Here is a 12,782-nt window from a genome sequence, read left to right on the forward strand (position 1 = left end):
TCTGTTATTCGTATAGTAAATATTTTTTTCTTGTTTCTTTAAAAGCAGCTAAACCTGGCTGCCAGCTGGCACGGATCTCATCTTCGGTTTTGCCTGCTTCAATTTGTTTTCTTAATTCGGCCGTACCGGCCAGTTTTATAAAATAACCGTTAAAGAAATGGTCTTTATCCGGGAAAGCCTGGTATAACTCTAAGAGCCATTTCAGGTTGATAGCGCCCATGCTGGTAATATCATTTGGCGAAATATTTTGCAGATCGATGCCAAAACATTCCTGGTCTTTCTGCGGCGGGTTTTCGCTCATACCCGGGATACTTTTTGGTGTAAACGAAAAGCTGTATTTCCCTTTCAATGCCGGATGCCCCAGCACAGCAAAAGGAACAAGCGTCCCCCTGCCTAAGCTAAAGGTTGTACCTTCAAACAGACAGGTGCTTGGGTATAATAAAATTGATAGCGGCGTATTTAAGTTTGGCGACGGGTTTACCGGTAAGGTATAAGGCAAATTATGTTTGTAATTAGCAACTTTAATGATCTTTAGCTTGCATTTTACGCCATTTTTTAGCCAGCCTTCGCCGTTTATCATTTGTGCGTACTCGCCAATGGTCATGCCATGGGCTATGGGAATGGGGTGCATGCCTACAAATGAGCGGTTAACCGTATCAAGGATTGGCCCGTCAATTAAATAACCGTTGGGATTGGGGCGGTCAAAAATCATTAGCTCTACGTTGTTCTCGGCGCAGGCCTCCATAACATAGTGCAGGGTTGATATATAAGTATAAAAACGGGTACCAACGTCTTGTATGTCAAATATCATCAGGTCGATACCCTTCAAATCGGCCGTTGTTGGTTTGTAGTGTTTGTTGCCGTAAAGCGATATTACAGGTAAGTCCGTTTTAGGGTCTTTGGCGTCGCCAACAGTAGCGCCGTTGCTGGCATTGCCCCTGAAACCATGCTCGGGGCCGAAGATCTTTTTTACACTAACTCCGGAATGAACTAAACTATCTACACTGGCAGTTAAATTTTTACCAATAACAGAAGTTTGATTAATCACCATCCCGATATTTTTTCCCTTAAGATAGTTAATATACAGCGGAATTTGATCGGCTCCGGGAATAATAGGGCCAATTTTTTTGTTTTTTTTGACAGATGCTGTTTGGCAGCTTTTACAATCGGTTGCCTGGCTGCACGCGGTGTTCGCAAGTAAAACTGTTATAAGGGCAAATCGTAAAAAAACACAAATCTTATTCATAAAATATTGAGTTGAAACAATTTTAAAAGTGGCAGGTTTAACAGCAAAACCGCATATTTGCGAAGGTACAAAAAAACAGTTTGCCATTGAGTTTCGCCTCTTTTATATCAGCCCGTATAACATTTAAATCAAAACGCACTTTCTCTAAACTGATAGTGCGCATTGCAATTATAGGTATTATGCTGGGTCTGGGCGTAATGATACTGTCACTTGCTATCGTTAAAGGATTTAAACACGAAATCCGCAATAAAGTTCGAGGCTTTGCGGGGGATATCCGCGTGGTTAAGTTCGATCTGAACAATTCATACCAGAGTTCTTCGTTCCCTGCCGATAAGGAGTTTGTTAAGCGGGCACTCAAAAGTCCGTTTATTACCCATGTAATGCCGGTAGCAACCAAGCCGGGCATTGTTAAGGCCAATAACGAAATTGAAGGGGTAGTACTTAAGGGCGTTGATAAAAGTTACGACTGGGGCTACTTTAAGAAAATGATGGTTGCCGGCGATGTCATCAGCTTTGCCGATTCGGTTGAGGCGCAAAAGGAGATCATGATCTCGCAAACAACGGCCGACAGGCTTAAGCTTAAGGTTGGTGATAAGCTGCTGATGTATTTTGTGCAGGAACCATTGCGTAAACGTCAGTTTAAAATAAAAGGGATCTTTAACATCGGTGTTGAGGAAGTAGATAAAACCTTTGTTATAGGCGCGCTATCACTTATTAACCGTCTTAACGACTGGAAACCGGATGAAATTGGCCAATACGAACTGCGCGTATCAGATTTTGAACACATTAACGATGCCGCCAACGCGCTTGACACTGTTTTGCCGGTAAAACTGAAAGAGTATACCATTGAAGAAGATTATCCAACCATATTTGAATGGCTCAACCTGCTGGATGTTAATTCGGTAGTGATGCTGGTATTGATGGTAGCCGTGGCTGTTATCAATATGATATCGGCACTGCTGATCATGATCCTTGAACGGACTGCCATGATCGGCATGTTTAAAGCCATGGGGGCATCCAACTGGGCTATCCGAAAGGTATTCCTCATCAATGCTACTTACCTGATAGGCCTGGGCTTATTGTTAGGTAATCTATTAGGCATTGGTTTAGGCTACTTCCAAACGTATACCCACTTTTTTAAACTCGACCAGGCATCTTATTACATGACCTTTGTACCGGTTGAGTTTGATAGCGTTGATATCCTTCTGCTCAATATTGGTACGCTGATCATCTGTTTGCTGGTGCTCATTATACCATCAACGTTAGTAAGCCGAATCTCGCCGGTGAAAGCTATCCAGTTTAAGTAATTTAAAGCAAGCGGTAACTTAATCCCAACCTGAAATATTCGCTGTGCGTGTTAAACGAAGCATCGCCAACCATGTCTTTCATGTAATTGCTTATTCCATGGGCAAAGCTGGCGTTTAAACCATAGCGACCGTAACTGGCAGCAGCGCCAAGGCGTAAGCGGATATCGGTTGGTGCTTTGCTTCTCTTGTAGTCAACTTTATAAATTTTACCATCTTTGTCCTTAACCTCTCCCTTGTCCTTACTGTTCAATATCAGGCCGATATCCATCCCCGGTAAAATATCGAGGTTAACTTTGCTAAGCTGAAAACGATAACCGATGTATGGATTAAGGTTTATGCTTTGGCTTTGGAAAGCTACGTGTCCGGTTACCGTGAAACTGGGATCGTTTGCTGCGATGGGTAGATAATCCCCATATAAAACGGTTGTAATAGGTGAATATTTATCTACTTCAACTTTACTGCGCAATAATTCATAACCTCCCTGCAAGCCAACAATAAACCCGCCTTTTGAAATAGTTTGAACCTGGATACTGCCACCGTACCCGAAAGCGTTTTTATTGCCATAAGGATTATTAGCACGGTTCATCGGATCGCCCGTAATTGAGCCCTGTAACACCTGGGTGGTAGCTGTTGATGATTTACCTGCGAAATGGAACAAACCGGTATTGGCCTGTACAGAAACTTCTAATTTTTGGGCACAAAGCTTTAGCCCGCTAAACATTAACGGGGCAATGATAAGGAGGTACTTTTTCATTTTTTATGAGTTGTAAAGTTCAGTTTTAGGTTTAAACCGCCTGCTCCAAATTTTATCTGCTGTGACCCAAGCCCATCAAGCGGGTATTTCAAAAATGGTTCAATAATCAGCTTGTTTGATTTTCCCAAAGGGTATCCAACGCCGAATGCCACATTCAGGGTTTTGGCAAAGTAAAAGCTGTTAAAGCTTTTGTGTGTTGTTTCGTCGGATGTTTGCGCTTGCACGCCTGCAGCCATTGCAAGGCCTGGGTAACTGTAACTTGCCGTATAGGCTTCATTAACAAAAGTTCCGGAGCTTACACCTGCCGAAATATAAGTGTCATTTTTTTGTGGGTTAAACTCATATTTAAGGTTAACCGGGATATCTAAGCCAACCAGTTTGGCATTGTAATTTGTAAATGTTGGTGAAGCGGATACTTTGCTAAAGTCGGACACGCTATTGTACCCGGCAACTAAAGCTGGTGAAAAAGAAACTGCCTCACGTGTATTAGTTGGCTTATTTTTATCATAGTTAAGTGTGTTTTGGGCCAGTGCCAAGCCCGTTGATAGTTTAAGGTTTTTGCTCAGTCTGATATCAGATGTAAAACCCGCGCCTGCATTTACCTGGTTCTGGCTGCCCTTTGCATAGTTGAAGAAGGTAGCAGCATAAACACTGAATTTCACCCTGCGCTCGCCCATATCGGCATCAGGCTTTTTAGGCTGATCGTGATCGCTGGCCAGCAATGCCTCCATTGAATTAGTCTTCGGTTTAACTTTTACAACCGATGGGACAGCGTTTGCCGGAGCTGTTTTTACCGGGTTATTATTAACCGGAGGTTGCACAACCGGGTTGTTGGCAAGTTGCTGTGTATTTGTTTGCGGTAATACAGTCTCAACACTGTCAGCCTTTTTACCTGCAGGCACGTTGATTACTCCGTTGTTAGCCGGTTGGGTAACAGGCGGCACATTGGCTTTAGCAATGGTGTTAAGCGGGTTTGTAGCCAAAGGATTTGCCTGTACTGGTGTAAAGGCAGGCACTTTTATTCCCGGTTGATTTACAACAGGGTTAGCAGCCGGTTTATTTGAGCCATTATTCTTTGCAAGCGTGTTAGTGTTGTTTGATGATATACCACTAAGCGGGTTGGTTTTTGCAGCAGAAGATTGCGTGTTGCTATTATTGCTTGCAAGGTTTGTTGCAGGCGATTGTTTAGCTGTTACAGGTGGCTGTATAGGTGCAATATTTTGAGCAGTACTGTCCATAGCCGCGTTGTTTTGAGGTTGTGCAGGTTTTGACGGTTTTACCGAAAATGTTTGAGCGTTATTATTTACTTTGGTTTTGTTTGTAGCAAACCAAATGCCTATACTCAAGAACAGCAACAGGGCAGCGGCAGCGCTCGCCCACCATAGGTAAACCGGGCGGCGCTGTTTTTCCTGAGCAGGGAATCTCTCCCTGAGCAGCAGCCAGCCTTCATCAGCAGTAGTGTCTTCGTAATTATCAAACACTTCCCTGATGCGGTCTCTTAAGTCGTTATCCAACTGATCATCCATGGTTGTGTGCTTCTTTTCTTAAAATATTCCTTAATCTTTCTTTCGCCCTGCTCAGGTAAACCCGCGACGAGCTTACCGGGATGCCGAGCGTAGTGGCTATTTCATCATGATCGTAGCCGTCTATTTCGTACATGTTAAAAATGGTTCGCTGAATAGCCGGGAGCTCCACCATCAGCTTTAAAATATCCTGTGCATTTAAATTATCAACCGGCCCCATATTGCTCCTGATGGGTGCGGCATTATCCAATTCAACATTAAGCTGGAATTTAAGGTCCTTACGCCGGCGGTCAATAGCCGTGTTAACCAAAATGGTGCGGAGCCAGGCTTTAAACGGCTTATCGGTATTGTAGCCGCCAATGGCGTTAAATACTTTTATAAAAGCATCATTTACAGCCTCAAGAGCATCATCGCGGTTTAAGCTGTAACGCAAACTTATACCCATAGCGTAGCCATAGAACTGCTTATATAGCAATTCCTGGTGTTTTAAGCTGCCTTTTTTGCATTGCCTTACGATCTCTTCTTCGGTAATGCGAGGGGGTGGATGCATTAAATGTACTTAGTTCCGCTAAATGTTGTTTTAAAAGCCTTTACGCAGCAGAAGATTTAAATGATACAAAATAAATAAAAAAAATCTGCCGATATAGTCTGCCTCTTGTAATCAAAAAAGCCGGTACCCCGAGTAGGGGTACCGGCACGGTAATTAAAACAATAGGACTTTTAGTTAATTAGTTTTCTTTAAATTGTACTGAACGGTAAGTGTATCACCATTGCTGTTACGTTGCAATTGAAATACGCTACCATCATAATAGTACTGGTAAACACCTTTAAGGTGGAATTTATTAACACCAGGCACCACTGCAGTTGAGTCATTAAACTGGATATAATATCCGTTATAAGCAAATGCTCCATAGCTGGCCACATGCTTCCTGGTTTCGGCACCTACTTTAAATAAAGAGGTAGCAGAAAGATTTAGCGCTATAGTATCCCGAATAGTATCATAGCCGGTGCCGGTGGTTTTTTTAACCAGCGCGCCAAATGTTCCGGTAAAACTACCTTGTGGTTGAGCAACCGGTACAACCTCGTTTTTTGGTGAACAGGCAACACCTAATGTTAACAGTAATGGCAGCAGGTAAAATAAATTACGTTTCATATATCTTATCTCGTTATCAATTTTTTTTAACCATTACGCACGTTTTTAATTAAACGCTACACCTCGCCGCGGTATTTTTATAGTTTTTTTGCCTCATCCCAAAAAACATCCATCTCGGCCAGGCTCATATCGTGCAGTTGTTTACCATTTTCCTGAGCTTTAAGTTCCAGGTACTGAAAGCGTTTGATGAATTTTTTATTGGTTTTTTCCAGGGCGTTTTCAGGATTAATGTTAATAAAGCGGGCATAATTGATCAATGAAAACAGCAGGTCGCCAAATTCGGCTTCGGCCCTTTCATGATCAATGGTGCTTTCATCTTCGGCGTTAAACTCGTTTTTAAACTCCTGCATCTCTTCCTCAACCTTGGCCCAAACCTGGCTTTTTTCTTCCCAGTCAAACCCAACGCCACGGGCCTTTTCCTGAATGCGTGATGCTTTTACCAACGCTGGCAAGGATGCAGGCACACCACCTAAAACAGATTTGTTACCTTCTTTAAGCTTGATCTGCTCCCAGTTGCGTTTAACATCCTCTTCATTCTGCACCTCAACATCGCCATAAATATGCGGGTGGCGATTGATCAGCTTATCACAAACACCGTTCAAAACATCGGTGATTGTAAAATCATTGGTTTCGGAAGCAATTTTGGCGTAGAATACCAGGTGCAGCATAATATCGCCAAGCTCCTTTTTTATTTCGGGCATATCGCCGCCTAAAATGGCATCGCTTAGCTCATAAGTTTCTTCAATGGTGAGGTGGCGCAGGCTTTCAAGCGTTTGCTTTTTGTCCCAGGGGCAATTGGCCCGCAGGTCGTTCATAATAATGAGTAATCTGTCAAACGCTATTGCAGCGGTAGGCGCGGTTTCAGGGGCTTTTAAAGGCATAAAATATTTATAATGAATGCTTATATCGCAAAGGTATGATAACATCTTTAATGAAAACTTACTGTATCATTAATTTTAAGCTAACATTAATTAATTTTATTAGCCAATTGTTAATGCTATCTGATAAATACATTTTACCATGAGAAAAACTTACCTGTTTATTCTTCTTTTTGTTTCGATATTTAAAACAAGCTATGCGCAGCAACAGCTTGTTGGCGATATGGCTAACAGTACTTTTAGTCAGCCACAGCCTTTCCTGTTTACCGTGAGCACACTTAACCCGCAAGGCCGTAACTGGAGTTTAAACTATTCGGGCGGCTATGGCGAGCGCACTGTTACCCCATTGGGATTTGATGGTGTCGATCAAAATTTTTCGGCTAAAGGATACCTTGGCAATAAGTTTACACTAATGGCCATGCTGGGTACAGGTTTTAGTAATAATGGTGGCGTACGCACGCTGCAACAAGCCGAAGTATTGCGTGACTTTATTGGCGGTAACCAGCCAATGGGTTTCAGGGCAGGTGCCAGTCTCGGTTTCAGAAGAGAGTTTAACAGCGACGCGGTAGCATTTAGCCGTATTACTGCAGCTTATGAAGTATCAAATTGGAAACTTGGTGCTAACCTTCGCTTTGAAAAAGCATTTGCGACTAATCGCGATGGCTTAGACCTGATCACCAGCGTGGGTGTACATCGTCATATCTCCGGGCAACTATTTGGCGGCTTTGAAGCCGTAGGGCAGGACCTGGAAGGTTTTTGGGAAGCGGACGAGGCCGAAGGAGGCGCCCGTTTATTGATTGGCCCATCGCTTAATTATGCTCCGGTTAATTCGCGCCTGGCGTTTTCGCTTTGCGGCGGCCCTATCATTTATGCTACCCGCAGTGCGGCAACCCAGGGCCAGTTTGCATACCGCGAATTGCCTACTACCAATGGTTTCACACTGAAGTTCAATGTAGGCTTCAGGTTCTTATAATCTGAAATTAAAGTTTTATCGCCCTGAGCATTTCGCGTTTACCGGGTGCTCCGGGCGCTTTTTCTACTTTAAAGCCCATGCTTTTGAGCATACGCTTCAGGTTGCCGGTAATAGCGTAGGTAACAAACACGCCACCAGTTTTCAAAAAGCTAACGGTACGGCCAATAGCTTCCTCGTTCCACATTTCGGGCTGATGAATGGCGGCGAAGGCATCAAAATAGATGATGTCAAACTGTTCGTCTGTTTTAAAATCTAAAAGCCTGGTGTGGGCGATATGCAGTTTGGTGCTTGCGTTAAGCTCAACTTTACCGGTTAGGGCATTAGCGTAACTCTCATTGAACTGCTGCCACAGCAATTCCGGAATGTATTGCTGATAGCCGGTTTGCAACATCATACCGGCATTTACCGGGTAAGCTTCAATGCCGGTATAGTTTAACTGTATCTGCTTATTGTTGCATGCATCGGCAGTTAGTAAAAAATTGAGGCCGGTACCAAAACCTACTTCAAGGATGCTTACTTCGGCGGTATCATTCCGTTCCAGAAAATATTGCAAACCCGATTTAACAAATACGTGCAAACTCTCCTGCAAGGCCCCATGACGCGAGTGGTAATGCTCGCCTACTTCGGCATTGTAAATGGTATTGGAGCCGTCGGCTGTGGTGACTATGGTTAGTTCATGGTTCATAGATGATGGTTCATGGTTTTTTGGTATACTTAGTTCATGGTTTACGAATGATAGTTCATAGTTTCCTGGACTTTATTGGCCATAAACCATGTACTATCATCCATGAACTATTAATGCACTTCCTTCATCATCTCCGTTACAACCTCGCCGAGGTCATAAACCGGTACGCTTGTAATAGCTGCCGAAACAATGCTTACGCCTGCCGCCGAACGGTAACCTGCCGCACAGTGTACAACGATCGGTTTATCAGTGGGGATCTCTTCAATACGTTCACGTAGTTCGGGCAGGGGAATGCTGATGGCATTTTTGAACACCTTGCCTGCGGCAACTTCACCATGATTACGAACATCAACAATGGTGTAGTCGTTTTCGTTTGATTTGAACGCGTCTAAGTCCAGATCAACCGATACTTCATCGGTATTAGCAGGGGCTAATAATGCGGCTTTGATATTTTGCTCGTAGCCAATTTTAGCTGTTTTTTTAATAAGGGTATCAAGCTTGTCATCGTTTTCGGCAATGAGGTAAAATTGCTCATCCGGACCGATAATAGAACCCAGCCAGGTTTCAAATTTTTCGCCGTCCTGCAGGTTAATGGCACCATGCAGGTGACCACTCCTGAATTGTGCTTTGGGGCGACTATCAACTATCAAAATACCGTTTTCCAAAACACTGTCTGCATCAATACGTGGTACAGCAACAATGCTGCCCTCAAAGCCGGATACACCATTTTTATTCAACTCCACATCTCGGCCGAAGTATTTGGGCATAAAAGGCTGATCGGTAGTGAGGGTTTTAACAAACTCCAGCTCATCCATCAATTGTAACGCATAGTTTTCACGCAACTCACGACCAATGGTACTTTCCAGATCGGGGCTCATGCTTTTGCCACATAATGAGCCGGGGCCGTGCGCCGGGTAAACTATTACGTTTTTAGGCAAGGTCATGATCTTTTGCCGGGTGCTCTGAAACATCTGGCGGGCAAGCTCTTCTTTTTTAGCAGTGATATTGCCCACGTTTTCCCTTAAGTCTGGGCGGCCTACATCACCAACAAACAGGGTATCACCGGTAAAGATGGCTGTTTCGCGGCCCTCTTCGTCTATTAGCAAAATACAGATAGAATCGGGCGAATGGCCGGGGGTATTGATGGATTTTAGCTTAATATCATTAAGTTGAATAACGTCACCGTCATCAAATGTTTCATGCGGATATGTCGCGCCTGTTAATTTACTGCAGTAAATAACAGCGCCCGTAGTTTCATGAATTTCGAGGTGCGAACTCACAAAATCGGCATGCGGGTGGGTTTCAATAACACCTACAATGTCGGCATCATGCTGGGCCGCGAAATCATAATAAGGCTGCGGATCACGCGCCGGGTCAATAACTATCATTTTGCCTGTGCGGATCACGGCATATGAACCATGCGCCAGGCCTTTATCGTAAAATTGTTGAATGATCATATTTTGCCTGCAAAGATAATGCTTAGGCAATATGTTTTATTTGCACAATGTTTAACTGGTGTAAATATTGATCGGCTTTGTGTAAACTTGTGAAACTGGTTTATGATAGTTTATCTCTAATTACTAAACTGCCTCAAATGGTGGTCGATATGTTTATAAGCTAATTGCCCCATTTGCTCCCTGGTCATTTTTCCAAAAAAGGTATGTTCAAAATCAGTTTTGGGAGTCCTGCCGTATTCTTCAACCAAGTTAATCCATTGTTTTTTCTGTGCTGCTATATCACCACCTGGCTCGGTTACTTTACATTGCGGAACGGTGGGATTGTTTTTTGCCAGCGGACTATCATCCTTGAGCATCCCCTTCAGTGCTACTTTGCCAAATAGCCTGCCGATAAACGCGCGTTTATAATGGGTAAAGCCCAGGTACATCTCATCAGAGAGGGTGCAATGTTTCAGCATTTGATAAACATTCATTTTACCCCATTGCGGCTGGCTGTTTTCGTTAACTAAATTGATCCGGGTTATCAGGCCGTCGCGGGTTTCTTTATCAAATATTGTTTTCATTTGTTTTAAAAGGTTTATACCATAAAGTTATCACGAAATTACAATATGGCATAGGCGTTTTTGAGCCATATACAGGGCGGATTTATGCCAATAAACTATAAAACAAAACAGGCCCGGTTCATCACCGGGCCTGTCATTATAAAAAGGGTTTGATTACCAGATTTTAGTCCTGTCTTCAGGTTTTTTATACATTTTATCGCCCGGCTTTATATCAAAGGCTTTGTACCATGCATTGATATTGGTTATAGGCGCATTGGTGCGGAAACGCTCAGGCGAGTGAGGATCTGTCAGGATCCTTTGCGCTGCCGACTCAGGAGTTTGCGAAGAACGCCATACCTGTGCCCATGACAGGAAGAAACGCTGATCGGGCGTAAAACCATCAATGGTATTAGCCGACTGACCTTGTTTGGTTTTGCTGAATGCCTCATAAGCGATATTTAAACCGCCAAGATCGGCAAGATTTTCGCCAAGGGTAAGTTTACCGTTTACGTGCAGGGTATCAACTACCGTGAAGGCATTGTATTGATTAACCACCTGGTCGGCACGCGATTTGAATTTATCGGCATCCTCTTTGGTCCACCAGTCGCGCAGAGTGCCATCGGCATCGTACTGACGGCCCTGGTCATCAAAGCCGTGGGTCATTTCGTGGCCAATTACGGCACCAATGCCACCATAGTTAACAGCATCATCAGCCTTAAAATCAAAGAAAGGAAACTGCAGGATGCCTGCAGGGAACACAATCTCGTTATTGGTTGGGTTGTAATAGGCGTTAACTGTTGGCGGCGTCATTCCCCAGCGGGTTTTATCAACCGGTTTGCCTAAGCGGCTCACGTTAAAATTGTAACGCCATTTGCTTACAGCACGCAGGTTACCGAAATAATCATCACGGTTAATTACAATGCCATTATATTTTTCCCAGTTATCCGGGTAACCGATTTTTACGGTAAAGGCATTTAGTTTTTTGAGTGCGCGCTCTTTGGTTGCGGGGCTCATCCAGTCAAGGCGTTTAATGCGGTCGCCAAGGGTTCCTTTTAGGTTATTCACCAGTTCAACCATATATTGTTTAGCGGCTGGCGTAAAGTATTTCTCAACAAAAAGCTGACCCAGTAATTCACCCAGGTTGCCATCAACAAGGGCGCTCATACGCTCGGCACGCGGGGTTTGTACTTTTTGCCCGCTTAATGCGCTGTTGTACACAAAGTTTGCATTAACAAAATCAGAGCTTAACTGACTGGCGCAGCCCCTTAGCATATTCCAGCGCATGTAAATTCTCCATTTGGCAGCGGGAGTGGCAGCAAATGTAGAATCCATGGCCCTAAAAAATGATGGCTGACCGACTATGATGCTATCCTGCCCACCCATGTTAAGGGCCGGGAGTATTTTTGACCATTTTAAGTGCGGGGTTTGTTTTTCAAAATCGGCTACCAGGAACTTGTTATAGGTAGCATGCGGGTCGCGCATAGCTACCCGGCTCCATTGTGCTTTGGCCCAGGTGTATTCCAGATCATAAACTATGGCTGTATTTTTCGCAGCTTCATCAGCGCTACTTCCGCTAAGGGTAAACAAAGTTGTGATCAGTTTTTTTAAGGCATCCTGTGCTTTTTTTGAACGCGGATCGTTTTTGAGATAATAATCCCGGTCGGGGAGGGTAGTGCCGCCCTGGCTAAGGCTTATTACATATTTATTAACGTTTTTGTCATCCTGATCAACTCCCGACCTGAAAATTGGCGAACCTTCTCCGTTAACACGCTCATAAATCAATTCGTTAATAAAATCGTCAAGCGTTTTTATTTTATCAATACGCTCCAGGTCGGGTTTGGCCGGGTCATAACCGCGTTTTTCGATGGTTACAGTATCCATACCGCTGGCATACAGGTCGCCAACGCGTTGTTTCAAACTGCCTTTAGGTTGTGATGCAGAAGTTTGGCTAACCTCCTTAAGCAAACCGATCAGTTTATCCGTATTTTCCTGGCGAAGAATGTTGAAACTTCCCCAACGGGTTTCTTTGGCCGGGATGCCGTTTTGTTTTAACCAGCCGCCGTTGGCATATTCAAAAAAATCGTCGCCCGGCTTTACGCTCAGGTCCATATTGGCGGGATCAATAAATTTTTGAGGAGGGGTAGCAGTTTTATGCCTGGTTTTTATGGGCTTAGGCCCGTCTGCAGCAAAAACATTTACCGACATACCAAGGCTGGCGGCCAGCAATAAATAGTTAAACTTTAATTTCATGTCAATACTTAAAA

General features: G+C 43.8%; 12 protein-coding genes. 2 read left to right on the forward strand and 10 right to left on the reverse strand.

Annotated elements, in window-relative coordinates; translation table 11 throughout:
- Positions 1 to 4: 4 nt before the first annotated feature.
- Positions 5 to 1,246, reverse strand: coding sequence for an exo-beta-N-acetylmuramidase NamZ family protein (locus tag EAH55_RS08070; RefSeq protein ID WP_121810015.1), 1,242 nt, complete (start codon positions 1,244 to 1,246; stop codon positions 5 to 7).
- Between the two features lie 86 nt (positions 1,247 to 1,332).
- Here EAH55_RS08070 and EAH55_RS08075 point away from each other — a divergent pair, with 86 nt between their 5' ends.
- A complete protein-coding gene (locus EAH55_RS08075; protein WP_121809190.1) occupies positions 1,333 to 2,553 on the forward strand; it encodes an ABC transporter permease in 1,221 nt (406 codons plus the stop codon).
- A 1-nt stretch (position 2,554) separates the two neighbouring features.
- Here the strand turns inward: EAH55_RS08075 and EAH55_RS08080 are convergent, their stop codons facing one another.
- From EAH55_RS08080 to mazG, 5 genes are all read right to left on the reverse strand, one after another.
- Positions 2,555 to 3,307: an outer membrane beta-barrel protein gene (locus tag EAH55_RS08080; RefSeq protein ID WP_121809191.1), complete on the reverse strand. Its 753-nt coding sequence runs from the start codon at positions 3,305 to 3,307 to the stop codon at positions 2,555 to 2,557.
- Positions 3,304 to 4,833, reverse strand: coding sequence for an outer membrane beta-barrel protein (locus tag EAH55_RS08085; RefSeq protein ID WP_121809192.1), 1,530 nt, complete (start codon positions 4,831 to 4,833; stop codon positions 3,304 to 3,306). The genes EAH55_RS08080 and EAH55_RS08085 overlap by 4 nt, the downstream gene beginning before the upstream one ends.
- A complete protein-coding gene (locus EAH55_RS08090; protein ID WP_121809193.1) occupies positions 4,826 to 5,380 on the reverse strand; it encodes an RNA polymerase sigma factor in 555 nt (184 codons plus the stop codon). The genes EAH55_RS08085 and EAH55_RS08090 overlap by 8 nt, the downstream gene beginning before the upstream one ends.
- Before the next feature lie 174 nt (positions 5,381 to 5,554).
- Positions 5,555 to 5,983 carry a hypothetical protein gene (locus tag EAH55_RS08095; RefSeq protein ID WP_112567280.1) on the reverse strand — a complete coding sequence of 143 codons (429 nt, stop codon included), beginning with the start codon at positions 5,981 to 5,983 and terminating at the stop codon, positions 5,555 to 5,557.
- 77 nt (positions 5,984 to 6,060) lie between these two features.
- Positions 6,061 to 6,864, reverse strand: a complete 804-nt coding sequence (gene mazG / locus EAH55_RS08100; RefSeq protein ID WP_112568113.1) for a nucleoside triphosphate pyrophosphohydrolase — start codon at positions 6,862 to 6,864, stop codon at positions 6,061 to 6,063.
- 139 nt (positions 6,865 to 7,003) lie between these two features.
- Here mazG and EAH55_RS08105 point away from each other — a divergent pair, with 139 nt between their 5' ends.
- A complete protein-coding gene (locus EAH55_RS08105; RefSeq protein WP_121809194.1) occupies positions 7,004 to 7,834 on the forward strand; it encodes a hypothetical protein in 831 nt (276 codons plus the stop codon).
- 7 nt (positions 7,835 to 7,841) lie between these two features.
- Here EAH55_RS08105 and mnmD read toward each other — a convergent pair whose 3' ends face one another.
- From mnmD to EAH55_RS08125, 4 genes are all read right to left on the reverse strand, one after another.
- Positions 7,842 to 8,519 carry a tRNA (5-methylaminomethyl-2-thiouridine)(34)-methyltransferase MnmD gene (gene mnmD, locus EAH55_RS08110; RefSeq protein ID WP_121809195.1) on the reverse strand — a complete coding sequence of 226 codons (678 nt, stop codon included), beginning with the start codon at positions 8,517 to 8,519 and terminating at the stop codon, positions 7,842 to 7,844.
- Positions 8,520 to 8,629: 110 nt separating this feature from the next.
- Positions 8,630 to 9,976, reverse strand: coding sequence for an MBL fold metallo-hydrolase (locus EAH55_RS08115; protein WP_121809196.1), 1,347 nt, complete (start codon positions 9,974 to 9,976; stop codon positions 8,630 to 8,632).
- Between the two features lie 116 nt (positions 9,977 to 10,092).
- The gene (locus tag EAH55_RS08120; protein WP_121809197.1) at positions 10,093 to 10,539 is read right to left on the reverse strand and encodes a DUF1569 domain-containing protein; all 447 of its coding nucleotides are present in this window, start codon (positions 10,537 to 10,539) and stop codon (positions 10,093 to 10,095) included.
- Positions 10,540 to 10,692: 153 nt separating this feature from the next.
- Positions 10,693 to 12,768: a M13 family metallopeptidase gene (locus EAH55_RS08125; protein ID WP_208644817.1), complete on the reverse strand. Its 2,076-nt coding sequence runs from the start codon at positions 12,766 to 12,768 to the stop codon at positions 10,693 to 10,695.
- Positions 12,769 to 12,782: the final 14 nt, after the last annotated feature.

Origin of the sequence: Mucilaginibacter kameinonensis, from assembly GCF_003675385.1 — a bacterium.
Classification (GTDB): domain Bacteria; phylum Bacteroidota; class Bacteroidia; order Sphingobacteriales; family Sphingobacteriaceae; genus Mucilaginibacter; species Mucilaginibacter kameinonensis.

What these genes read in the sequence shown, in the direction of transcription:
- EAH55_RS08070 (WP_121810015.1), bottom strand. Translation starts at nt 1,246, where the DNA reads ATGAATAAGATTTGTGTTTTTTTACGATTTGCCCTTATAACAGTTTTA.
- EAH55_RS08080 (WP_121809191.1), bottom strand. Translation starts at nt 3,307, where the DNA reads ATGAAAAAGTACCTCCTTATCATTGCCCCGTTAATGTTTAGCGGGCTA.
- EAH55_RS08085 (WP_121809192.1), bottom strand. Translation starts at nt 4,833, where the DNA reads ATGGATGATCAGTTGGATAACGACTTAAGAGACCGCATCAGGGAAGTG.
- EAH55_RS08090 (WP_121809193.1), bottom strand. Translation starts at nt 5,380, where the DNA reads ATGCATCCACCCCCTCGCATTACCGAAGAAGAGATCGTAAGGCAATGC.
- EAH55_RS08095 (WP_112567280.1), bottom strand. Translation starts at nt 5,983, where the DNA reads ATGAAACGTAATTTATTTTACCTGCTGCCATTACTGTTAACATTAGGT.
- mazG (WP_112568113.1), bottom strand. Translation starts at nt 6,864, where the DNA reads ATGCCTTTAAAAGCCCCTGAAACCGCGCCTACCGCTGCAATAGCGTTT.
- EAH55_RS08105 (WP_121809194.1), top strand. Translation starts at nt 7,004, where the DNA reads ATGAGAAAAACTTACCTGTTTATTCTTCTTTTTGTTTCGATATTTAAA.
- mnmD (WP_121809195.1), bottom strand. Translation starts at nt 8,519, where the DNA reads ATGAACCATGAACTAACCATAGTCACCACAGCCGACGGCTCCAATACC.
- EAH55_RS08115 (WP_121809196.1), bottom strand. Translation starts at nt 9,976, where the DNA reads ATGATCATTCAACAATTTTACGATAAAGGCCTGGCGCATGGTTCATAT.
- EAH55_RS08120 (WP_121809197.1), bottom strand. Translation starts at nt 10,539, where the DNA reads ATGAAAACAATATTTGATAAAGAAACCCGCGACGGCCTGATAACCCGG.
- EAH55_RS08125 (WP_208644817.1), bottom strand. Translation starts at nt 12,768, where the DNA reads ATGAAATTAAAGTTTAACTATTTATTGCTGGCCGCCAGCCTTGGTATG.